Below are 22,899 nucleotides of genomic sequence, written 5' to 3' on the forward strand. Positions count from 1 at the left end.
GACAAAATTAATTAGAAACAGCAAACGCGGCCAGGAATAAAAGAATAGATGAAGTTAAATCAGTTAGTAGCAGCCGGACTCATGGTGTCCAGTGCTAGCTTCGCCAATGCTGCAGCGTCTGACAGTGAATTCGTTGTTGAAGATATCAAAGTCGTGGGCCTTCAGCGCGTTGCGTTGGGTGCAGCCTTAACGTATTTGCCCGTGCAAGTTGGTGACCGTTTAAACAGTTTCCGCGTTACGCAGGCAATTCGCTCGTTATATTCTTCTACTCACTTCGAGCGTGTAGAGATCCTTCGTGATGGCAATACCCTCGTCGTTAAAGTCGCGGAACGCCCAACGATCAGTAATATAATCTTTGAGGGTAATGACGATATCAAAGATGAACAGTTGCAAGAGAGCCTCGACGGCAATGGTATTCGCATCGGTGAGCCGCTGGATAAAACTGTTCTTACGTCCATTGAAAACGGTTTGAAAGACTTCTTTTACAGTATTGGTAAGTACAATGCCAACGTGACGGCAATCGTAACACCCCTTCCACGTAACCGCGTAGATTTGAAGCTGCTTTTCGAGGAAGGTGACGCAGCTGAGATCCAGCAGATCAACATTGTCGGAAACAAGGTTTTTTCTGATAAAGAGTTGATGGAAGATCTGGAACTTCAGTTTGATACGCCGTGGTGGGACTTCTTATCAGAAACCCGTTATCAGCAACAAACGTTGCAAGGAGATATGGAAACTCTGCGCAACCACTATCTCGATCGCGGTTATCTTCGCTTCAACATCGATTCCACCCAGGTGTCAATGACACCGGAAAAAGACGGCATCTACATTGCGCTTAATGTCACTGAAGGTGAACAGTACACCGTTAGCGACGTTGAGCTAGTGGGTGACTTGCTCGGTAATGAAGCATACATTGAACGGGTTTTACCTATCAATGTAGGTGAATTGTACGACCAGGCAGTAGTGACATATACCGAAGAGTTTATCAGTAAGTATCTGGGACGTTTCGGTTATGCATTTCCGACGGTTACCACTGTTCCTGATATCAACGATGAAGATAAAACGGTTAAACTTACCCTGTCTGTTGACCCAGGTAAGCGAATATACGTGCGACGGATTAATTTTGGTGGCAATACTGTTACATCAGACAATGTATTGCGTCACAATGTCCATCAAATGGAAGGTACCTGGTTATCCAATTCCTTACTTGAGTCTTCTAAAGGTGCCTTGTCACGTTTGACATACATGGAAGAAGTTGAGTTTGAAACGACCCGTTTACCAGGCAAAGAAGATCAGGTAGATGTGGATTTCTCTGTTAAAGAACAACCCTCCGGTTCCTTTAACGCTGGTATTGGTTACGGCGACCAGACTAAGTTAAGTTTGCAAGCAGGTATTCAACAGAACAACTTCCTGGGTACGGGTAAGCAGGTTGGTGTGAACATCAGCACTGTATCTTATCAACGGTCTGCTCAAATAACCTACAACGACCCATACTTTACTATTGATGGGATTAGCTTAGGGGGCACTATTGGGTACAGTGAGTTCGACGGTTCTGACTTTAACGTTATCCAGTATAACTCTAAACGTTGGTCTGTTGGAGCAAACGTAGGTTACCCAATTAATGAATTCAACCGGATTAACTTTGGCTTAACCTATTCCAGTGTAGAGTTGTATAACACAGGTTACTACGAGCAAACGGAACAGTTTTACAACCAATTCCGTGCTGCTGGTGACCCTGAAGCGCCTGTGAAATACGATAGTTACCAGGCGAGTGTGGCGTGGAGTCGCAGTACCCTGAACCGTGGTTTATTCCCCACTGCAGGCTCATCTCAGCGGGCTAGTTTTAGTATTACTACGCCTAATTCAGACGTGAATTTCTTCAAGTCTATTTTGGATACAAAGTTTTACTTCCCTCTTTCGCGGGATCAACGTTGGTCGGTCCTGGCAAGGCTGCGTTTAGGTTATGGTAATGGTTACGGTGATATAGACGGCAATGAACAAATCCTGCCTTTCACTGAAAACTTTACTGCTGGTGGTGCAGATACACTGCGCGGTTTTGAAAACAATACCGTAGGCCCTCGCGGTGTGATCCGTCGTAACTTAAATACCACCACCGGCCCGGATGGTCAGGTTTATCCTGGGGATCCATCGACAGATAGTATTTCTATCTCACGTCGTAGTTTAGGTGGTAATGCCATGGCCTTGGGTGGCTTAGAGTTGATTGTACCTACCCCCTTTGTTGATGTAGAGTACGACAATTCCGTTCGAACCAGTGTGTTCTTTGACGTGGGTAATGTTTGGGACACAGAGTTTGATTATGATGAATACAAGCAACTCGATCAGTTGAACGCAGCGGATGGGAAGTTGTTGGACTATTCAGACTGGACACAGTATCGTAGTTCGGCTGGTATTTCTGTACAATGGATTTCACCAATGGGCCCAATGGTATTTAGCTTCTCGCGGGCTTTACAAGAACGCGATGGTGATGATGCTAGGTTCTTTACCTTTAATATTGGTCAAACATTCTAATTCTAATCCGGAAAAAACCGGGCTTAATTTTTAAAAAAGGAGTGCCTTTTGAAACAGTTGGCAAGACAATTCGTTGCAACCCTGGTGTTAGGTAGTGCATTAATGAGTGCATCTGCAATGGCAGAGCAAAAAATCGGTGTAGTGGATGTACAGGGTGTGTTTCAGGCGATGCCTCAGGCTACTGAGATCACTAACAACATTCAGATGGAATTTAAAGATCAGATCGAAGAAGTGAATCAACTTCAAAAAGACGGACAGTTTTATGCTGAACGCCTTCAACGTGACGCTGCAACCATGAGCGAAGACGAGAAGAAAGATCTGCAACAGAAAATTCTTAATGTTCGTGAGCAACTGGCAGAAAAAGCCCAGCCTTTACAGCAGAACATTCAGCGTCGTAGTAACGAAGAGCGCAATAAGTTACTTGGCTTAATCAAACAGGCTATTGATGCAGTTGCCGCCAAGCAAAACTACGATCTGGTTCTTAACGCTGGTGCTGTAGCGTTTGCAAATGAAGAACATGATCTGTCTGAAGAAGTACTTGAGCAGGTCAAAAAGATTAAGTAAACGGGCGGGGCTTAGTGAGCCTTGTCGTGATTTACAAGCATGAATAATGCAAACAAGCCAGACTAACGTCGGAAGACGTTGGTCTGATTTGTTTTAAGTGCATATGCGCGTATGGTTGCCGCCATTTAGAATTACAACACGGCAAACAGCCTTTGGCTTTTATTACTGGGGCTGGCTTTGGCATAGGAGAGCGTTTTTTGGCCAACACACTGAATACTATTGATATCCAGGAAATTCTGGATTTACTTCCTCATCGATATCCGTTTTTATTGGTCGATCGCGTTACCGATTATGTGGAAGGTGAGTCTATCAAAGCGTATAAAAACATTACGATGAATGAGCCATGTTTCATGGGCCATTTTCCCGATCGCCCAATTTTTCCTGGTGTGCTAATTCTGGAAGCATTGGCACAGGCTGCTGGCGTGTTAGGTTTCAAAACAATGGGTAAGTCAGATAAATTGTACCTATATGCTGGTATTGACAGTGCGCGCTTCAAACGTCCTGTGACGCCTGGCGACAGATTGGACTTTGACGTGACCCTGTTGAAAGAGCGCAGAGGGATTTGGAAATTTAAAGGTATTGCAAGTGTCGACGGTGAAGACGCGTGCACTGCAGAGTTTATGTGTGCAATTAGAGAGATAGTTTAACGTGATTCATTCTACTGCCGTGATTTCCGAAAAAGCCAAGTTGGGCAAAAATGTCACGGTGGGTCCTTTTTGCTACATTGGTGACGATGTAGTAATTGGTGATGACTGCGAGTTGTTATCCCATGTTGTGATCAAAGGGCCTACGACCATTGGCAAGCGCAACCGTTTCTTCCAATTTTGCTCCATTGGAGAAGAATGTCAGGACAAGAAATACGCCGGAGAGACTACATCACTTGAAATTGGTGATGACAACGTATTTCGGGAGACCTGCACTGTTCACCGAGGCACGATTCAAGACGAAGGGGTAACCCGAATTGGTTCCCGTAATTTGGTGATGGTCAACGCACACGTAGCCCATGACTGTGTGATTGGTAACGATTGTATTCTCGCAAATAATGTATCCCTGGCGGGTCACGTGCGCTTAGGTGATTTTGTTATCTTCGGCGGTGGTTCTGCTATTCACCAGTTTGGTAAAGTAGGTGATCACGCATTCGTTGGTGCCGGCGCAATTGTGTTGCGTGATATTCCTTCATTTGTGATGGTCAACGGTATTAAGCACGTTGCAGCGGGAATTAATTCTGAAGGGCTTCGCAGACGTGGATTCACGTCGGAAGAAATTATGGCCATTAAACGGGCTTACAGGGTTATTTATCGCGATAATAACACCATTGACGAAGCCATTGCTAAATTGGCTGAACCCGCTGAAAAGTTCCCGGCGGTTAAAAACCTGGTGAATTTCTTAAAAAATGCAGAACGAGGCATCATCCGCTAGATGCCTGACTCACCTCTTCGCATAGCAATCGTTGCCGGAGAACCTTCTGGTGATGTGCTTGCTGCTGGTATGGTAGCCGAGCTTCGCAAGCGTTACCCCAACGCTATTATTGAAGGTATTGGCGGCGACAACATGAAGAAGGCAGGTTTTCATTCATTATTTGATATGGAAACCTTGTCGGTGATGGGGCTGGTGGAAGTGCTGCGTCATTTACCCGCAATTTTAAAGCTCAAGAAAGCGCTCTTAGCACATTTCGAGTCGTTTCCTCCTGATGTTTATATTGGTGTCGATGCACCAGACTTTAACTTACGTGTCGAAAAACAACTTAAGCAACGGGGAATTAAGACAATTCATTACGTCAGCCCGACCGTCTGGGCTTGGCGCGAGAAACGGATCCATAAAATTAAAGCGGCGACGAACCACGTGCTCGGGTTGTTTCCATTTGAAGCCCAGGTGTATGAAAAATATGATGTACCCTATACGTTCGTAGGTCATACACTCGCCGATACCATCCCATTAGAGCCAGATAAGATTGCTGCCCGCACTGCGTTAGGTTTACCTGAAGAGACACCTGTACTGGCTGTGCTTCCCGGTAGTAGAGGCGGTGAATTGAAAGCTCTGTTACCCGTGTTTGTAGATACCATCAAACAAATTCATCAGCAGTTACCTGAATGTCTCTTTGTCATTCCTGCTGCTAATCAATACCGCCTGGACACGATTCAGGCATACTTAAACGAGTCAGTTTCCGACCTGGTGACAGCGAAGCAAATCCGACTGACTCTGGGTAACGCCAGGGACGTAATGATTGCCAGTGATGTCATTTTGCTGGCATCTGGTACGGCGACACTGGAAGCTATGCTGTGTAAGCGTCCTATGGTGTCCTGTTACAAGTTGTCTTCGCTAACCTACAAAATTATGCAGCGACTATACAAGGCGCCTTATTTTTCATTGCCAAATTTGTTAGCAAATGAGCCGCTGGTTCCTGAGTTACTGCAAGAAGATGTCAATCCAACTACCCTCGCTGAACACTTACTTCCCTTGTTCACAAATGATAATAGTGCTCTGATAGCGCGTTTTACTGAAATACATAAGGCACTAAGGCTGAATGCCGATAAAATGGCGGCTGAGGCTATTGCGGAGATCATTAATGAATGAATTTATTGTAGGCGTGGACGAAGTTGGTCGTGGACCGCTGGTGGGTGACGTGGTTACTGCGGCGGTAATACTCGATCCTGCAAATCCCATTGATGGATTAAACGACTCAAAAAAGCTATCTGAGAAAAAACGCATCCTGCTGGCTGAGCAAATAAAGCAAAAAGCGCTTTGTTGGAGTATAGGACGCGCAAGCCCTGCAGAAATAGACGACATCAATATTTTACATGCTACCATGCTTGCCATGAAGCGGGCTGTGGAAGGTTTATCTATCACCCCGGATTTTGTGCGCGTAGATGGTAATCGTTTGCCAAAGTGGGACTTCAGGTCTGAGGCTGTGGTGAAAGGCGATAGCTTACATGCTGAAATATCTGCAGCATCAATTTTGGCAAAAGTAGAAAGGGACAATGACATGATTGCGCTGCACGTACGTCATCCTCAGTATAATTTTGCAGGTCATAAGGGCTATCCCACCAAAGCGCATTTTGAAGCACTTGAGACATATGGTGTTTTACCGTGTTATCGTATGAGTTTTAAGCCTGTACAGGCGCGTTTGGCCGCTGGTAAGTAAGAGAAAATTTTCATGTCCTCGCCGTTTATACATTTACGCGTTCATAGCGACTTTTCTATGATGGATGGGTTGAACAAGATCAAACCCATACTGAATCAGGTTGAAGCCTTAAACATGCCGGCAGTGGCTATCACTGATCAAATGAACATGTGCGGCTTGGTAAAGTTTTATTCTGAAGCCCACAATCGCGGTATTAAACCCATTATTGGCACTGACTTTTGGGTCCAAAGTGAAGCCTTTAACGAAGAACCCTTCCGTCTGACACTCCTGGCAATGAATAACGAGGGTTATAAAAACATTACCTTGTTGATTTCCAAGGCCTATTTGCGTGGAGCAGTTCACCACAGGACGGTGATAGAACAAGCCTGGCTAGCAGAGCACGCTGAAGGCGTGATTGTTCTGTCTGGGGGATTGCATGGTGATGTCGGTATTGCACTTACAAAGAACAATCCTGCCATTCTTAATACTTCCCTGTCATTTTACCAAACGCATTTTCAAGATCGTTTCTATCTGGAATTATTGCGAACCGGCCGCCCTGGAGAAGAAGACTACTTGCACCGTGCGGTGGAACTGGCTGAAGGTCAAGGCCTGCCAGTCGTTGCTACCAACGAAGTGTGCTTTATTGAGCAGAGCGGGTTTGACGCGCACGAAATTCGCGTTGCTATTCATGATGGCTATACCCTGGATGACCCTCGCAGGCCTAAGCGCTACAGCGAACAACAATATCTGCGCAGTGCAGATGAAATGGTCGAACTGTTCAGTGATATCCCGGAAGCTATCGAAAATACAGTAGAAATCGCCAAGCGTTGTAATGTTACAGTGCGATTGGGCGAGTACTTTTTGCCCCAGTTTCCCACTGGTGGCATGACCACAGAAGATTTCTTAGTTAAAAAATCTGAAGAGGGTTTGGAAGAGCGCCTGGCATTTCTGTTTCCCGACGACGCAAAGCGGGCTGAAAAAAGACCGGAATACGATGAGCGTTTGAAAATAGAGCTGGACGTAATTAACCAAATGGGGTTCCCAGGTTACTTCCTCATCGTAATGGAATTTATCCAGTGGAGTAAAGACAACGGTATACCGGTTGGTCCCGGACGGGGTTCAGGTGCAGGTTCTTTAGTGGCATATGCACTTAAAATTACTGATTTGGATCCGCTGGAATTTGATCTCCTTTTCGAACGATTCCTGAATCCGGAACGGGTATCAATGCCAGATTTCGACGTCGATTTCTGTATGGATCGCCGCGATGAAGTTATCGATCACGTAGCTGAGTTGTACGGTCGTCAGGCGGTATCGCAAATTATTACCTTCGGCACCATGGCGGCGAAGGCTGTAGTGAGAGATGTAGGCCGTGTACTTGGTCATCCTTACGGCTTTGTCGATCGCATTTCCAAGCTTATTCCTTCTGACCCCGGAATGACGCTCAGCAAAGCCTTTGAAGTGGAGCCTCGATTACCCGAATTGTATGACGATGATGAGGAAGTGAAAGATCTCATCGACATGGCACGCATACTCGAAGGGGTAACCCGAAATGCGGGTAAACACGCAGGAGGCGTGGTCATTGCTCCTACGACGATTACTGATTTTGCACCTTTGTATTGCGATGACGAAGGCAAAAACCCGGTTACACAGTTTGATAAGAACGATGTCGAAACAGCTGGATTAGTAAAGTTTGACTTCCTGGGTTTAAGAACCCTTACCATTATTCAGTGGGCGCTGGATATGGTAAAGGAAGGGCGCGGTGTCGATATCGACATTTCGTCAATTCCCCTGGCAGATAAAAAGAGCTTCCGCTCTTTACAAGCTGCCGAGACAACCGCGGTATTCCAGTTGGAATCCCGGGGTATGAAGGAGCTTATCAAGCGCCTCCAACCGGATAATTTTGAAGATATCATTGCACTGGTAGCCTTATTCCGCCCTGGACCATTGCAATCGGGCATGGTGGATAACTTTATCGACCGTAAGCACGGCCGGGAAGAAATCTCTTACCCCGACGCTGAATATCAGCATGAATGCCTGAAGGAAATTCTCGAACCCACCTACGGTATTATTCTGTATCAGGAACAGGTAATGCAGATAGCACAGGAAATGTCTGGCTATAGTTTGGGTGGTGCCGATTTGTTGCGCCGGGCTATGGGTAAGAAAAAGCCTGAAGAGATGGCCAAACAACGTTCGACGTTTGAGGATGGGGCTAAGAACAACAACATAGATCCTAACCTGGCAATGAAAATTTTCGATCTGGTGGAAAAATTTGCCGGGTATGGGTTTAACAAATCACACTCGGCCGCCTATGCGCTGGTATCTTATCAAACCCTGTGGTTAAAAGTGCATTATCCGCCGGAGTTTATGGCTGCGGTAATGTCTGCGGATATGGACAACACGGACAAAATAGTCACCCTGGTTGATGAAGTTGATCGCATGGGTCTGACTATTTTACCGCCAGACCTCAACGTTGGTCGTTACAAGTTTACCGTGGATGAGCAAGGTCGAATTGTTTATGGTATCGGCGCAATAAAAGGGGTAGGCGAAGGTCCCATCGAAGCCATAATAGAAGCGCGGGAGCAACATGGTTCGTTTACTGACTTGTTTGATTTTTGTGCTAAAGTAGACCTCAAGCGGGTGAACAAACGGGTACTTGAAAAGCTCGTTCTTGCCGGTGCGATGGATAACCTTGGGCCTCATCGCGCGTCAATTATGGCTTCTTTACCTGAAGCTATTGCGGCAGCAGATCAACATGCAAAAGCTGAGTCTTTCGGACAATCTGATATGTTTGGGTTACTCACCACGGAACCGGATGACGTAAAGCAGGCATTTGCGGATGTGCCACCCTGGCCAGAAAAAGTCTGGTTAGAAGGAGAAAAAGACACTTTAGGGCTTTACCTTACTGGACATCCTATTAACCAGTATGTCGATGAAATCCGTCATTACAGTGATGGTCGTTTGGTAGATTTGAAACCAACAGGTAAGGATCAAACATCCACAGCTGTTGGCTTAGTGCTTGGCGTTCGGGTCATGACCAACAAACGGGGTCGCCGTTGGGCCATTGTGACATTAGACGATAAAAGCGCCAGAATGGATGTTCGTTTTTTCCCCGAAATGTACGAAAAGTATGAAAGTATCCTGGAATCTGACAGAATACTGGTTATAAAGGGACAGGTCAGCTTTGATGATTTCTCGGGTGGCAATACAATCTCAGCCCGAGATGCTATGGACATTGTTCAGGCGCGGGAACAGTATGCGAAAGCACTTTCGCTTCATGTGAATACAGTGCAATGTGACGACACAAAACTATCAGCGATGCAGGCAATTTTACAACCTTATCGCGGCGGAAGTTGTCCGGTGCAGATACATGTAATACATCCTGACGCAGAAGCAGTCCTGGCCTGTGGTGCCCAATGGTACGTAACACCGGAAGACCAACTGCTACATGATTTGAAACAGTGTCTGGGTGAACAGTCGGTGGTTATGCATTATCACTAACAGGCGTGTTAGATAGTAAATATAGGACACACAATGAGTATACAGTTTTTGGAATTTGAGCAGCCGATTGCGGAACTAGAAGCAAAAATTGAAGAGCTTCGGCTGGTTAACCAAGGTGGTGAATTCGATGTTAGCATTGAAGAGGAAATCACCAAATTAAGAGCAAAAAGCTCAGATCTGACAAATAAAATTTTCTCTGATCTCGGTGCATGGCAAATTTCTCAACTTGCCCGTCATCCTATGCGCCCCTACACGTTAGATTACGTTGGTCGTATTTTTACCGACTTTGACGAACTGGCAGGAGACAGGGCGTATGCAGACGACAAAGCCATTGTTGGCGGGTTAGCTAAAATTGATGATCAGCCCATCATGTTGATTGGTCATCAAAAGGGTCGCGACACTCATGAAAAAATTAAACGAAATTTCGGCATGCCCAAACCTGAAGGCTATCGCAAAGCGTTGCGCTTAATGAAAATGGCGGAGCGTTTTAACTTGCCTATCGTGACACTGATTGACACTCCGGGGGCTTATCCTGGCGTTGGCGCAGAAGAGCGGGGGCAGAGTGAGGCCATTGCTCGCAACCTATTTGAGATGGCCCAACTTAAGGTGCCAATTATTTGTACCGTTATCGGCGAAGGTGGTTCTGGTGGTGCACTGGCTATTGGTGTCGGCGACAGAGTTAATATGTTGCAGTATTCGACTTATTCGGTTATTTCTCCGGAAGGTTGTGCGTCTATTTTGTGGAAGAGTGCAGACAAAGCGCCATTGGCAGCAGAAGCCATGGGCGTAAGCGCACCGCAAATCAAAGAGCTGGGGCTGATCAACAGCATTGTTGAAGAACCACAGGGCGGCGCGCACCGCGATCATGACGGTATGGCTGCGAATTTAAAAGCCACTATTAAACAGCAGTTAAGCCAATTGAAATCACTGGATGTCGAAAACCTTATGGAAGAGCGTTATCAGCGTTTGATGTCTTTCGGCTATTGTTAATTAGTCACGGGTAACTATGTCTGAATACAACCCAGCCGGGATAATGTCTCAGATTGCCGTTACCCTGTCCGGTCAACTCTCTACCTTACCGACGCTACCTTCGTGCCTGGTTGTGGGCTTTAGCGGTGGCGTCGACTCGTCATTGTTACTTCACACCGTATCCCGTCATCCCAACCTTCCGGTGCATGCTGTTTATGTTAACCACGGATTAAGCCAGTATGCCGAAGACTGGCAAATGCACTGCGAACAGTTCTGTAAGCGAAGAAATATTCCTTTCACAGCAATACCGGTTACGGTTGAAGATCATCCTCGTGTCAGTCTTGAGGCAGCTGCAAGAGATGCCCGGTATGAGGTGTTACTGAATTACTGCAAAGCGCATAACGGCGTGTTACTACTCGGTCAGCATCAGGACGATCAGTTGGAAACAATACTGTTGGCGCTAAAGCGGGGGAGTGGTCCTGCCGGGCTTGCCGCGATGCCAGAGCGAGTTGAAAAGCAAGGGGTGACTATTTTAAGACCCTTATTACACTGTAGCCGGAACGAAATTGAATGGGCGGCAGAGGTCGAATCTATAAAGTGGATCACTGACGAGTCTAACGAAGACAACCGCTTCGATCGAAACTTTCTGAGAAATACCGTCATTCCCCTGTTGTCAGAGCGCTGGCCAATGATTTCTGCGGCGGCAAGTAGAAGCAGTCAGTTGCTGATTGAACAAAATGCCTTAATGGATGAAGTACTGGATGAACGGCTCGCTGGCATTAAAAGTGTACAAGGCTATTTGAAGACAGCCGAATTACAGCGTTTTTCTCTACCATGGCAACGTGCGCTGTGTCGTGCCTGGCTCAAGCAACAGGGGCTGAAGCTGCCGAGCTATACCCAGCTAAATGAAATACTTCGCATGATGGATGCAAAAGATGATTCACAGCCCGTTGTAAATACAGGTCGTTATGAAGTGCGCTATTATCGGGGAGCATTGCAGGTATGCTATCCGTTAGCACGGGCTCAACCTACACAGGTTAAAGTCAACGCATGGAATGAGATTGAATGGTGGCATGGACGTTTTCATATTTCCCTGTCAGATAGATTGGACGCAACAGCCTTATGTCTGCAACCGCTTGTCATGTTTGACAAAATTCAACCAGAAAACCAACCTAGATCGCGAACTACAAGAAAGTATTTAAAAGATTGGGCGGTGCCGGCGTGGGAGCGTAATAATGTACCGGTTTTATGCTACGAAGGGCGTCCTATGGTTGTTTTACTTCGCGAAAGTTTGGTGTGGCTCGAGCGTGTTGCCGATGTTGATGTCACCCTTGAGAGCGGCAATCCCTTGCCTCAATAGTTTGATTTATGCCGCTAAGTAGGCATTTTTTCCTGATGCCTTGACCTGATACATGGCTGAATCTGCACGTTTGAACAGGGAGTCGATATCGTCACCGTTGCGGTAAATGGCACCGCCGATGCTACAGGAGATCCTGTGGCTTGTGATGAGCGCATTTTGAGCAAATTGCTGATGTAAGCGTTCTGCTACTTTTTGCAATGCATCTTTATCCTGGCAATCAATCAAGCAACAAAATTCATCTCCACCAATGCGAAACGACTCGTCTTCAGAACGAAGTACTGAGCGAATTGCTACCGCAACCGCCTGTAACACTAAATCGCCTTCCTGATGACCAAACGTGTCATTAACCTGTTTAAAGTTATCCAGGTCAATCACTAGTAGCGAGAAGGTCTCATCATGGCGGAAAGCCCTGCTCGAAAGCTTTGTGCAAGCTTCATCAAATGCGCTTCTGTTTCCCAGAGAGGTTAAGGCATCTTTGGTGGCCATTTGTTTCAGGCGTTCAAATTCCAGTGCGTGTGCGAACTGTGCAGCAAACAAACTGTGTAACTCGCCCACGCAATGACGCTCTTCACGACTCGGTGGCGCAGAGAACGTGTAGCGTATATGATAGCGACGAATGTCATTGGCGCGGCCTTTCAGCGGCAAACTGAACGCACAACTGTCGTCGCTATTGTTGAAATTTCGGCCATAGGCCAGATGACGAACAGCATCACTCAGATTTAAGTGAACCAGAGAAACGTGTTGACGCAGTTGATGATAATACAGCGACCCTAACGCAGAAATATCGATAGTAGAGACGATCTGACTGAGGAACGTATTTTTTTGTTCAGCATTCAACCGCGGGCCGCAAAAGGCTAACGGATAAACGCTATCCGGCATTGTATGCCCATACACTGAGGTTGTTAAATCCAAAACAGTACTCCTCGATGTTCAGTGAGTTATACTCAGTAAAAGTAAAGTCATGGCGTTGTCAAAAAGTCGACGATGCCGTACATATTACAATCACATTGCAAGAGCTGTGCCTGTTGTGTTTGCAAAGGAGTAGTCGTGATAGAAAGTGGATTTGGCCAATTCATCGTTCTGATGACAATATCAGTGGTAAGTGTTGCGGTTTTCAGAAAGTTACAGCTTCCGCCCATACTGGCATATCTCTTTGCCGGCGTGGTTTCAGGGCCACAGGTTATGGCCTTGTTTCTTCATCCGGAAGATATGCACTTACTCGCAGAAATAGGGATTGTCTTTCTGTTGTTTTCCCTCGGTTTGGAATTTTCCTTGCCAAAACTAATGTCCATGCGAAGTTTGGTTTTTGGTGTGGGCTTAGGCCAAATGGTAGTCACTACGGGAGTATTCTCATTTATTGCACTTTCGTTCGGTTTGGCATTGGGCCCGGCTATTGTCGTCGGTGGCACGCTGGCACTGAGCTCTACTGCCATCGTCATTAAGCAGCTCACAGAGTCAGGTTCGTTAAACCACCGCCGCACAGAAATGGCTATTAGCATCCTGTTATTTCAGGATTTAGCCGTAGTGCCTTTTCTAATAGCGATCCCGCTGATGACCGGAGCCGGTGATATCAGCTTGGCGACTGCGTTGATTCAGGCCCTGGTCAAGGGCGTCGTAGTGGTGGTGGCGCTGCTTGCCGTGGGCAAATGGGTATTGCCGTGGATTTTCAGGGAAGTCGCGAAAACCCGAACTGACGAACTGTTTGTGCTTACCACCATCTTGGTGGCTATTTTAGCAGGCGGCTTAACTTATGTGTCTGGTTTGTCAATGGCGTTAGGGGCTTTCCTGGCAGGCATGATGCTGGGAGAAAGTCAGTACAAGTATCAACTGGAAGCAGATATTCGACCTTTCCGGGATATTCTAATGGGGCTCTTTTTTGTTACAGTGGGTATGCAGTTGGAGCTCGATGTGCTTATTGAGGAAGGCGCTTGGATTTTTTCTGGCGTGATTTGTCTGATGGTCTTAAAAGTGGTTTTGTTGCGTGGTGTTGGACATGTTTTTCGCGCAGATCCAGTGGACGCCTGGGCGACAGGGATTAAGCTGTGTCAAATAGGCGAATTTAGTTTTGTTATCGCAGCATTAGCCAGCTCTGAAGGCGTTATTGATAGCAGAATATCCTCTATGATCATTAGTATTGGGGTAATAAGCATGGCGCTTACTCCTATGCTCGTTGATAAAAGCGTCGATTTAGCCAAGAAACTGGTGAAAAGCCAGCCTGTTAACGCCGTTCCTGAAAATACCACTTCTGAGGTATCTGATTTACACGGGCATATTGTTATTGCCGGGTTTGGCAGAGTAGGTCAGTCGGTAGCTCGATTATTAAAAGTGGAAGGGGTGCGTTGTATTACCATCGATGCTGACCCGGTAAGGGTTCACGAAAGTCGGAACGCAGGCGAACCTATTTTGTTTGGCGACGCCACCCAAAAAGACATTTTGGAAAGTGCAGGTGTTGCTCGGGCAAGTCTGGTGCTGGTGACATTTGATCAACAAGATAAAGCTAAGCAAGTGATCAGTACATGTAAGCAAATTTCTGCCGACATCAATGTTATGGTCCGCACGAAGAGAGATTATCATTTAGATGCGCTCTATAAGGCTGGGGCAAGTCAGGTTGTCCCTGAGATCCAGGAGGGCAGTCTGATGCTTATTTCACAAGTGCTGCATTATGCCGGTGTACCTATGTCAAGAATTCTCAAACGCGTGAGAGAAGAACGGCAAGGCCGTTACGATCATATGCATGGCTTTTACCCCGGTGAAACAACGGAAATTAGTTACGGAACAGAAGATAAGCTCGAGTTTGTTCACGCTGTGGTGCTGAACAATGATGCGGCTTGTTTAGGTACTGCCCTTGGGGCTATTGATTTCCCGCGGATGCGTGTGAGACTGCAAGGACTCCGACGGGAAGGAAAAGAAATGGAACAGCCGTCGGCAGACCTTTTACTGCAAGCGGGCGATGTACTGATTATTGCTGGTAAACCGAGGCGTGTGGAGCGAGCCGAAAGACGATTTTTAGAAGGTAATTAAACCGCATTGTGTGCAGGCGTTTTTTGCCTACACACATTTCATGCGTAAAATCAGGCAACGCGATCTTTTTCGAGATCTTTAAATTGCTTTTTTAAATCGTAATTCTCGTCTGTAACAATCTTTTCCAGTACTTCGATTCGCTCTTTCAGTTGTGCAATTTCGTTTTCCATTGCGGCGTCATGTTGCACGTGTTTCTTCGATTTGCGGTTGTCTTTCACACCGTTCACAATGGCAACCAGTGCCCATGCACAAATACCCACAATGAAAATCGCTGTCATGTTCATTTTGTTCCCCCGACAAAGTAGAATGTTGTTGAAGCGGCTGTACAGTTTCACCTGTTACGTTTGCTTATTACCCGTATATACGGCGACTAGCATGGTATTAACCATACGCCACTCGTTGTAGATTACTACAGCAATTTTGTGACCAAATTTAATTATACAAATAAAACAATAAGTTATGTTATTGTGTAAATGATAGGTTTAGCCTTCATTGGCTTATAATGTAACTTTTTAGTCAAAAAAACCAATGCAAAAGATTGATCCGGTAGAAGATGAAAAGTGGATGCGCCACGCGCTGTCTCTGGCTGACAGAGCGGAAGTGATGGGGGAAGTGCCTGTGGGTGCAGTGGTGATACACAATGGCACTATTATAGGTGAAGGGTGGAATTCCCCGATTACAGATTGCGATCCGTCTGCCCATGCTGAAATGATAGCCATCAGGCAAGCGGCGAAATATATGGAAAATTATCGGGTGGTAGACGCGACACTTTATGTAACCCTGGAGCCGTGCTCTATGTGCGCAGGCATGATAGTGCACGCAAGAATCGCCAGGGTTGTATTTGGCGCTCCCGATTTAAAAACCGGTGCTGCCGGATCTGTGATGCAATTACTTCAACACAGTGCGCTGAATCATAAGGTTGATTTAACGCCTAACGTATTGCAACCGGCGTGCGCTGAAAAGATCTCCACTTTCTTCCGACGTCGTCGGGCAGAGAAGAAAGCCAGTAAAATCAAGTCTGCTATGAGTGAAAAAACCGACAATTAAAGTTGGGTAGTGGAGCGTTATGGCTGTTTAGAAGAGAATAATTCGTTCAACATAAAGCGGCGTCTGCGTTGTTGCACACGTTGATGCGCACGTTTTAACATGAGTTTTCTTCTTTGTGTATTTTTCATTACTTTCTTTGCTCTGACAAATCGATGTTTTCTCATTAACCTTCCTTTTTTATCAGTCAGGTTGTCCATTTAATGTTCTGGTGAAACGACAATGGATTCAAGGTGTTTTACGTGAGAAATGTGAAAACTGTATGACAAAACGCGCTAGTTTGCAGGATGTTTGGAGGTTTGGTCATCGTCGTTTGAATGCAAGGCCTGATCTCGCTCTGCCTCTATCGCATTAAGGATGTGGTAGTAGTCCTCTACGATATTCACGAACGCCACGGTATCGTCTCCCCGCACGTACCCAGCCGCGGAGTGTTGATAGTACTTTTTTAAACGAAGTAAAGGATACCGCTGTTTAACATCAAGCCATAGATCAGGGTTTCCTCCTTGTTGGAGAGTCAGATTGCGGGCGTCTTCAATATGCGCTAACCCAGAATACAGCCCGGCAAGACTCATCCTCCAGCGGTTTTCATCGTCAATTCTCGCCGGGATCTGTGAAGCAATATCGGCGAGTTTTTCAGCCGTGACGGCGAAGTTGGCAGGCTCGTCCCATTCGTGCAACGTATAGTGGGCAGCCGCGACAACAGCCCAGGGCTGTGATAGCGGTAGAGCAGTGAACTGGCGTTTTAAAGAGTCGAGGCTAGCACTTGAGTCAATGATAAATGCTTCATGGTTTGCCATAGGAGCGCTTGCGGGAAAAGTAAAATAGCGCTTCTTCAGCAAATCTAGCGTTTGATCCTCTCTTATGGCTGATACATATTCGAAAAGTGCAGCTAAAAAAGAGGGATCATCGTTCTGAGGTAGTTGCCACGCGACTGGAAGTAAAGATGCGGATGTCGCTGCAATACACAATTGAGGAAACCTTAGATGTAACATCGACCAGGTGTTTGAGTTAACTACAACAAAAGGATGGTTATGGCGAACCACTTCCTCCAATAATTCAGCCTGGTCGACATTGTGAACTGCTATCGGATCACCACTGGTGAGTTTTGCAAGCTCGGGGGCAATAACGGCGGTATCTGCGGCATAAAACAAGGAATCCGTGGCGTTACCTTTTTCCAGAGTACACCGGGTATCGCGATGAGTAATGATGAGTTGTTCAACAGCTTGAATGTGGGGACCAAAACGCCCTTGAGATAACACAGGCTGGGTTAACCCTTTTCCGATTATTCCAATATCGACTACACCCTTTTTAAGGGCTGCCGTCATCTCAGAATACGTGTAATAGGGGGTAATGACAATGTCGACGCCAAGATATGATGCGAAGCCTGCAGCCAATTCATAGTGAAATCCGGATGGTCCGGATGCCGTAATTTCATAAGTATCCGGGCCATACTCAATAGCAATGCGAAGTTCCCCGTGCTCAACGATTTGCCCAAGAGAATGTGGTAATGATGCACAATGAGCAGAAAATATTGGTGAAAGCAGGAGTAGCAGTGACGCGGTTCCCATCAACTGCCGGCACAAACGAGTAACACAAAACTTGAGTATAGAGACCACGAATTACCTTGTAACCTTGGTGAATAGTTAAAAAAAATACAACAATGTCAGTAATGCAGGTTATCAAAGAGGCATAATTCCTCTATAATCCGCGCCGAAATCCTCGTCCATTACAGAGATAGCGTGTTGAGCTGTCAGACGCTGTTTCCAAACAATCAGGTAAAGCGATATGTTGGTCCTTAGAGGCGCTCCCGCACTGTCTGAATTCAGACAAACTAAACTTATTGAACGGCTGGGTCAATCCGGTATCACCGTTAACGGTATCTACGCTGAGTTCATTCACCTTATCAACACAGTTGAATCACTGAGTGAAAGCGCTCAGGATGTTTTAGATAAGCTCCTTACATATGGCCCAAAAAAGCAGCCACAAACGCCTTCAGGACGTTGTTTTTTTGTTACGCCACGTCCTGGCACTATCTCTCCCTGGTCTTCTAAGGCGACAGACATTGCTCACAATTGTGGCTTGGCTTCAATAGAGCGTATCGAACGCGGATGTGCCTACTATATTGACACCTCAGACGCCTTGACCGACCAACAGTGGCAGCTAGTATCAGCAGCCCTTCACGACAGAATGACGGAATCGGTTTTTGACGCTCCGGAATCTGCAACTGCTTTATTTGATCAGGCAACCGGTCAAAGTTATACCTCAGTAGACATTATCGGTCGTGGAAAGCAAGCGCTGATTGATGCAAATACAGGGTTAGGTCTGGCACTTGCCGATGATGAAATAGATTACCTGTTTGAAAGCTTTACCCGTTTGGGAAGAAACCCGAATGATGTCGAACTTTACATGTTCGCCCAGGCAAACTCTGAACACTGTCGTCACAAGATATTTAACGCCAGTTGGACAATTGATGGCGTAGAACAGAGTAAATCTTTGTTTAAGATGATCAAAAACACCTTTGAACTTCATCCGGAGTTTGTTCACTCAGCCTATAAAGACAATGCTGCGGTGATGGAAGGATGGAAAGCCGGACGCTTTTTCCCCAACCCTCAATCTCACCAATATGAATACCATCACGAAAACATCGATATTCTGATGAAGGTGGAAACCCATAATCACCCCACTGCTATTTCACCGTTTCCTGGTGCAGCAACAGGGTCTGGTGGTGAAATTCGCGACGAAGGTGCGACCGGGCGCGGCTCGAAACCAAAAGCGGGATTGGTGGGTTTCAGCGTATCGAATTTATGTATTCCCGGCGCAGAGTTGCCCTGGGAAGTGACATATGGCAAGCCACAGCGCATCGTAAGTGCGTTGGATATTATGCTTGAAGGGCCACTGGGAGGCGCGGCATTTAACAATGAGTTCGGACGTCCTGCACTACTGGGTTATTTCAGAACCTATGAGCAGGAAGTGTCCAGCTTCAATGGTATCGAAGTTCGGGGCTACCACAAGCCCATTATGCTAGCTGGTGGCTTGGGTAATATTCGCAAAGATCACATTGAAAAAGGCGAGATCACTGTTGGTGCCAAACTCATTGTGCTCGGCGGGCCGGCGATGAATATCGGTTTGGGCGGTGGTGCTGCTTCGTCCATGGCTTCCGGGCAGTCCAACGAAGATTTAGATTTTGCATCCGTACAGCGCGATAACCCGGAAATGGAGCGCCGGTGCCAGGAAGTTATCGACGCCTGCTGGCAGCTGGGAGACGACAATCCTATCCAGTTCATTCACGACGTGGGTGCAGGTGGATTGTCAAACGCGTTACCTGAATTAGTCAATGACGGCGAACGCGGTGGCCGTTTTGAATTACGCGACGTATTGTCTGATGAACCAGGGATGACACCACTGGAATTGTGGTGTAACGAATCGCAAGAAAGATACGTGTTGTCAGTTGCACCAGAGAACCTTGCAATTTTTACTGCTATTTGTGAGCGCGAACGTGCTCCTTATGCTGTGGTAGGTGAAGCAACAGAAGAACAGCACTTGTTGCTTAATGACCGTGAGTTCGATAACCAACCTATCGATATGCCACTTGATGTTTTACTTGGTAAACCGCCCAAAATGCACCGCGATGTTAAATCTGCGTCAGTGCAAACTGCGTCGCTGGAGCGAGGTAACATCACCCTGGCAGACGCAGCTCAGCGGATTCTAAGGTTGCCCACAGTAGCTGAAAAAACTTTCCTCATTACTATTGGTGACCGCTCGGTCACCGGTTTAGTGAGTCGGGACCAGATGGTTGGCCCATGGCAGGTACCCGTTGCTGACGTCGCCGTAACAGCCAGCGCGTTTGATACCTATCACGGTGAAGCAATGTCGATGGGTGAACGCACACCGGTGGCTTTGCTTTCACACGGTGCTTCAGCCCGACTAGCCGTTGGTGAAGCCCTTACCAATATTGCGGCGTCCAACATTGGTGATATTAAGCGCATTAAGTTGTCGGCAAACTGGATGGCTGCAGCCGGTCACCCCGGAGAAGACGCTGGTTTATATGAAGCGGTTAAAGCTGTGGGTGAAGAGTTATGTCCTGCATTGGGGTTAACGATTCCAGTCGGTAAAGATTCCATGTCGATGAAAACCGCCTGGCAGGACGAGCAGGGCGAAGATAAAAGCGTTACAGCGCCATTATCGCTAGTGATTTCGGCGTTTGGTGCCGTCAAAGACATTCGGAAAACCCTTACGCCTCAGTTACGCACAGACAAAGGTAACAGCCGGCTGATGCTTCTCGACCTGGGTGCAGGCAAAAACCGTCTTGGAGGAAGTGCACTGGCCCAGGTTTATCAACAACTTGCTGATAATCCGGCCGACGTAGACGACGCTGCCGTGTTGCTTCACTTTTATCAGGCCGTACAGGAAATGGTGGAAGGTGAACGCTTACTTGCGTATCACGACCGTTCGGATGGTGGATTATTTACTACCGTCGCTGAAATGGCGTTTGCAGGAAAAACGGGTGTAACCGTTTCACTTGACGCATTACCCGCGGATGATATAGCGGTGTTATTCAGTGAAGAGCTCGGTGCGGTTATTCAGGTTGCCGAAGATGACGTAGCTGCGGTAAAAGCAATTGCTGAAAAGCACGCACTTTCCGATTTGCTTTTCGACATCGGAACCACCAACACCCATGACAGTGTGGAGTTTGTTCGTGGTGGTGTGGCTGTGCTGTCCGATTCCCGGGTGAACTATAGAACAATGTGGGCAGAAACCACGCATCATATGCAGCGTTTACGGGATAACCCAGCTTGCGCCGATGAAGAGCATGCCGCAAAGCAAGATGCTGCTGATCCTGGCCTTAGTGCTGATCTGACCTTTGATGTTACCGAAGATATTGCAGCGCCTTATATAGCAAAAGGTACGAAACCAGCAGTAGCAATTCTGCGGGAGCAAGGGGTAAATTCCCACTTGGAAATGGCTGCAGCATTTACCCGGGCAGGCTTTAATGCCGTTGATGTGCATATGAGTGATGTGTTAGCGGGACGTACAAACCTTGATAACTTCCAGGGGCTTGCTGCCTGTGGTGGTTTTTCATATGGTGACGTACTTGGCGCCGGTGAAGGGTGGGCAAAATCTATTTTGTTCAACAGCCAGGCGCGAGATCAATTCGCTGCCTTTTTCGACCGTGATAACACGTTCACCTTAGGTGTATGTAACGGCTGCCAGATGCTGTCAAATTTAAAATCCTTGATCCCTGGGACCTCACACTGGCCGCACTTTGTTACCAATGTCTCGGAACGTTTCGAAGCCCGCGTAGCAATGGTTGAAGTGACTGATTCCCCTTCAGTGCTACTTCAGGGGATGCAGGGTTCCAAGATGCCCATAGCTGTATCTCACGGTGAAGGTCAGGCGGAGTTCGCTTCCAAAGATGCCCTTAATGCTGTTCAGGCGGCAAATCAGGTGGCGTTACGCTATGTTAACAACTATGGCCAGGTTGCAGATAGTTACCCGGCTAATCCCAACGGATCACCAGTAGGCATTACCGGGCTCACTTCTGAAGACGGACGGGCTACCATCATGATGCCACACCCTGAGCGGGTATTTCGCGCAGTGGCTAACTCGTGGTATCCGGAAGATTGGCAGGAAGACGGTGCCTGGATGCGAATTTTCCGCAATGCGCGAGTTTTCGTAGGGTAACACGGGTTCTGAACGGAATTTGCGATGATTATGCCTGTAATCGTCGCGAATTTTCTGTTAGCGCCAAAAAAATGATGCAAAAGTGTCAATTTTTTGAACTCCCGTCTTGTCATCTGCAAGTCTCTGTTTTACATTAGATCTGGTCAGGAAGACAGCAAACGATTATGGAGAGCGTTGGGATCAATATCGGGTCGTAAGATCCATAATTAGCTAAATAATAAGAGACGAACATGTATCGTTCTGGAAAGGGTTTCGGCCTAACGGGTGTTGCAGTAGCAGTGGCGTTAATGATTTTAACCGCTGTATTCAGTTCTTCCGCTAACTCTGCAGATTTGTGCGCAAATACCATGAGTATGGAAAAACAGACTGCAGCGCAATAAGCGTTAAAACGTCAGCTGATCTGTTTAAAAATCAATATCCTGATACAGGCGTATAAAGTGCGCCTGCTATCTTTTCCTGTTTTTTTCTCTATTTATCAACTTTTGCTGTGGATGTTTTTTCAGTAGCACATAGGTTGCACCGAAACCGCCGTGCATGGGTTGTGCAGTATGCCAGGCGATCACAAAATCCAATTCTTTTAGCCAGTGATTAACGTAGCTTTTTTTAAGTGCAGGTATAGGTTGGCTGTTTTCTCCTTTACCATGCTGAATAAGTAAAGCGCGGATCCCTTTTTCGTGAGCTTGTTTCAACGCTGGGTAAAGTGTGTCTCTAGCCACTTTTAAGCCAAGCCCTTTTAGTGAAATGCGCTGCTCAATGTCGTACTTTCCCAAACGCAGGTTCTTAAATACACCATCCTGAATACCCGGTTGTTGAAAGGCGATAAAGTCGTCTGGTTTTACCGCAGTCACATTTTCCATGCTCAACGGATTGAATATGTCCGGGTTATCCTGTGCTAATGCGGCGCGCCTGGCTTTTTGTGCCAGACTGTTCGACGCAGTCTGGGTAAAAACTTTATCGTCGGTTTTAATACGCTGAACATCGCCCATCTCTTCAAGAAAGGACAACATATCTTCATTCTCAACCTGATTACCCATTTTACACCTCACTGCTGCAACCTTTAATCTAACGTATACGGAGTGACAGGCTGCCTTGTTCACTCACTGTATTGTGCCTG

At 46.7% G+C, this 22,899-nt stretch carries 17 protein-coding genes; 13 read left to right on the forward strand and 4 right to left on the reverse strand.

Features of this window, described 5'->3' with window-relative positions; all coding sequences use genetic code 11:
- The first annotated feature begins 48 nt into the window (after positions 1 to 48).
- The 9 genes from bamA (at position 49) to tilS (ending at position 12,038) form a co-directional block, all read left to right on the forward strand.
- A complete protein-coding gene (gene bamA, locus ACXACM_RS09245) occupies positions 49 to 2,526 on the forward strand; it encodes an outer membrane protein assembly factor BamA (RefSeq protein ID WP_474821269.1) in 2,478 nt (825 codons plus the stop codon).
- A 48-nt stretch (positions 2,527 to 2,574) separates the two neighbouring features.
- A complete protein-coding gene (locus tag ACXACM_RS09250; protein ID WP_474821271.1) occupies positions 2,575 to 3,090 on the forward strand; it encodes an OmpH/Skp family outer membrane protein in 516 nt (171 codons plus the stop codon).
- A gap of 197 nt (positions 3,091 to 3,287) precedes the next feature.
- Positions 3,288 to 3,737, forward strand: coding sequence for a 3-hydroxyacyl-ACP dehydratase FabZ (fabZ, locus tag ACXACM_RS09255; RefSeq protein ID WP_474824289.1), 450 nt, complete (start codon positions 3,288 to 3,290; stop codon positions 3,735 to 3,737).
- 1 nt (position 3,738) lies between these two features.
- Positions 3,739 to 4,509 (forward strand): acyl-ACP--UDP-N-acetylglucosamine O-acyltransferase, encoded by a 771-nt coding sequence (gene lpxA, locus ACXACM_RS09260; RefSeq protein ID WP_474821273.1) that lies wholly within the window; start codon positions 3,739 to 3,741, stop codon positions 4,507 to 4,509.
- The gene (lpxB, locus tag ACXACM_RS09265; protein WP_474821274.1) at positions 4,510 to 5,664 is read left to right on the forward strand and encodes a lipid-A-disaccharide synthase; all 1,155 of its coding nucleotides are present in this window, start codon (positions 4,510 to 4,512) and stop codon (positions 5,662 to 5,664) included. It abuts the gene before it with no gap.
- Positions 5,657 to 6,232: a ribonuclease HII gene (rnhB, locus tag ACXACM_RS09270; RefSeq protein WP_474821275.1), complete on the forward strand. Its 576-nt coding sequence runs from the start codon at positions 5,657 to 5,659 to the stop codon at positions 6,230 to 6,232. The genes lpxB and rnhB overlap by 8 nt, the downstream gene beginning before the upstream one ends.
- 12 nt (positions 6,233 to 6,244) lie before the next feature.
- Entirely contained in the window at positions 6,245 to 9,709 is a 3,465-nt protein-coding gene (dnaE, locus tag ACXACM_RS09275; RefSeq protein WP_474821277.1) for a DNA polymerase III subunit alpha, read from the forward strand.
- Between the two features lie 33 nt (positions 9,710 to 9,742).
- On the forward strand, positions 9,743 to 10,699 hold the full coding sequence (gene accA, locus ACXACM_RS09280; protein WP_474821278.1) for an acetyl-CoA carboxylase carboxyl transferase subunit alpha: 957 nt from the start codon (positions 9,743 to 9,745) through the stop codon (positions 10,697 to 10,699).
- A 16-nt stretch (positions 10,700 to 10,715) separates the two neighbouring features.
- Positions 10,716 to 12,038: a tRNA lysidine(34) synthetase TilS gene (tilS, locus tag ACXACM_RS09285; protein WP_474821279.1), complete on the forward strand. Its 1,323-nt coding sequence runs from the start codon at positions 10,716 to 10,718 to the stop codon at positions 12,036 to 12,038.
- Positions 12,039 to 12,044: 6 nt separating this feature from the next.
- Here the strand turns inward: tilS and ACXACM_RS09290 are convergent, their stop codons facing one another.
- Entirely contained in the window at positions 12,045 to 12,950 is a 906-nt protein-coding gene (locus ACXACM_RS09290) for a GGDEF domain-containing protein (RefSeq protein ID WP_474821281.1), read from the reverse strand.
- A gap of 138 nt (positions 12,951 to 13,088) precedes the next feature.
- On the opposite strand from ACXACM_RS09290, the gene ACXACM_RS09295 reads away from it, so the two are divergent.
- Positions 13,089 to 15,059, forward strand: a complete 1,971-nt coding sequence (locus ACXACM_RS09295; protein ID WP_474824291.1) for a cation:proton antiporter domain-containing protein — start codon at positions 13,089 to 13,091, stop codon at positions 15,057 to 15,059.
- A gap of 50 nt (positions 15,060 to 15,109) precedes the next feature.
- On the opposite strand, the gene ACXACM_RS09300 is transcribed toward ACXACM_RS09295, so the two are convergent.
- The gene (locus tag ACXACM_RS09300) at positions 15,110 to 15,337 is read right to left on the reverse strand and encodes a hypothetical protein (RefSeq protein WP_474821282.1); all 228 of its coding nucleotides are present in this window, start codon (positions 15,335 to 15,337) and stop codon (positions 15,110 to 15,112) included.
- Positions 15,338 to 15,587: 250 nt separating this feature from the next.
- Between ACXACM_RS09300 and tadA the strand changes: the two genes are divergently transcribed.
- Positions 15,588 to 16,106: a tRNA adenosine(34) deaminase TadA gene (gene tadA / locus ACXACM_RS09305; protein WP_474821283.1), complete on the forward strand. Its 519-nt coding sequence runs from the start codon at positions 15,588 to 15,590 to the stop codon at positions 16,104 to 16,106.
- Between the two features lie 272 nt (positions 16,107 to 16,378).
- Here the strand turns inward: tadA and ACXACM_RS09310 are convergent, their stop codons facing one another.
- A complete protein-coding gene (locus ACXACM_RS09310) occupies positions 16,379 to 17,671 on the reverse strand; it encodes a transporter substrate-binding domain-containing protein (protein WP_474821285.1) in 1,293 nt (430 codons plus the stop codon).
- A 217-nt stretch (positions 17,672 to 17,888) separates the two neighbouring features.
- Here ACXACM_RS09310 and purL point away from each other — a divergent pair, with 217 nt between their 5' ends.
- Positions 17,889 to 21,785, forward strand: coding sequence for a phosphoribosylformylglycinamidine synthase (gene purL, locus ACXACM_RS09315; protein WP_474821286.1), 3,897 nt, complete (start codon positions 17,889 to 17,891; stop codon positions 21,783 to 21,785).
- 230 nt (positions 21,786 to 22,015) lie between these two features.
- On the forward strand, positions 22,016 to 22,165 hold the full coding sequence (locus ACXACM_RS09320) for a hypothetical protein (protein WP_474821287.1): 150 nt from the start codon (positions 22,016 to 22,018) through the stop codon (positions 22,163 to 22,165).
- A 66-nt stretch (positions 22,166 to 22,231) separates the two neighbouring features.
- On the opposite strand, the gene smrA is transcribed toward ACXACM_RS09320, so the two are convergent.
- A complete protein-coding gene (gene smrA / locus ACXACM_RS09325) occupies positions 22,232 to 22,819 on the reverse strand; it encodes a DNA endonuclease SmrA (RefSeq protein ID WP_474821289.1) in 588 nt (195 codons plus the stop codon).
- Positions 22,820 to 22,899 lie beyond the last annotated feature (80 nt).

It is taken from the genome of Alteromonas sp. AWQ4_252 (assembly GCF_056158205.1).

Bases quoted from the DNA above. Each gene is read 5' to 3' on its own strand.
- smrA (WP_474821289.1), bottom strand. From the start codon at position 22,819: ATGGGTAATCAGGTTGAGAATGAAGATATGTTGTCCTTTCTTGAAGAG.
- ACXACM_RS09300 (WP_474821282.1), bottom strand. From the start codon at position 15,337: ATGACAGCGATTTTCATTGTGGGTATTTGTGCATGGGCACTGGTTGCC.
- lpxB (WP_474821274.1), top strand. From the start codon at position 4,510: ATGCCTGACTCACCTCTTCGCATAGCAATCGTTGCCGGAGAACCTTCT.
- bamA (WP_474821269.1), top strand. From the start codon at position 49: ATGAAGTTAAATCAGTTAGTAGCAGCCGGACTCATGGTGTCCAGTGCT.
- dnaE (WP_474821277.1), top strand. From the start codon at position 6,245: ATGTCCTCGCCGTTTATACATTTACGCGTTCATAGCGACTTTTCTATG.
- ACXACM_RS09320 (WP_474821287.1), top strand. From the start codon at position 22,016: ATGTATCGTTCTGGAAAGGGTTTCGGCCTAACGGGTGTTGCAGTAGCA.
- ACXACM_RS09310 (WP_474821285.1), bottom strand. From the start codon at position 17,671: ATGGGAACCGCGTCACTGCTACTCCTGCTTTCACCAATATTTTCTGCT.
- purL (WP_474821286.1), top strand. From the start codon at position 17,889: ATGTTGGTCCTTAGAGGCGCTCCCGCACTGTCTGAATTCAGACAAACT.
- tilS (WP_474821279.1), top strand. From the start codon at position 10,716: ATGTCTGAATACAACCCAGCCGGGATAATGTCTCAGATTGCCGTTACC.
- accA (WP_474821278.1), top strand. From the start codon at position 9,743: ATGAGTATACAGTTTTTGGAATTTGAGCAGCCGATTGCGGAACTAGAA.
- tadA (WP_474821283.1), top strand. From the start codon at position 15,588: ATGCAAAAGATTGATCCGGTAGAAGATGAAAAGTGGATGCGCCACGCG.
- rnhB (WP_474821275.1), top strand. From the start codon at position 5,657: ATGAATGAATTTATTGTAGGCGTGGACGAAGTTGGTCGTGGACCGCTG.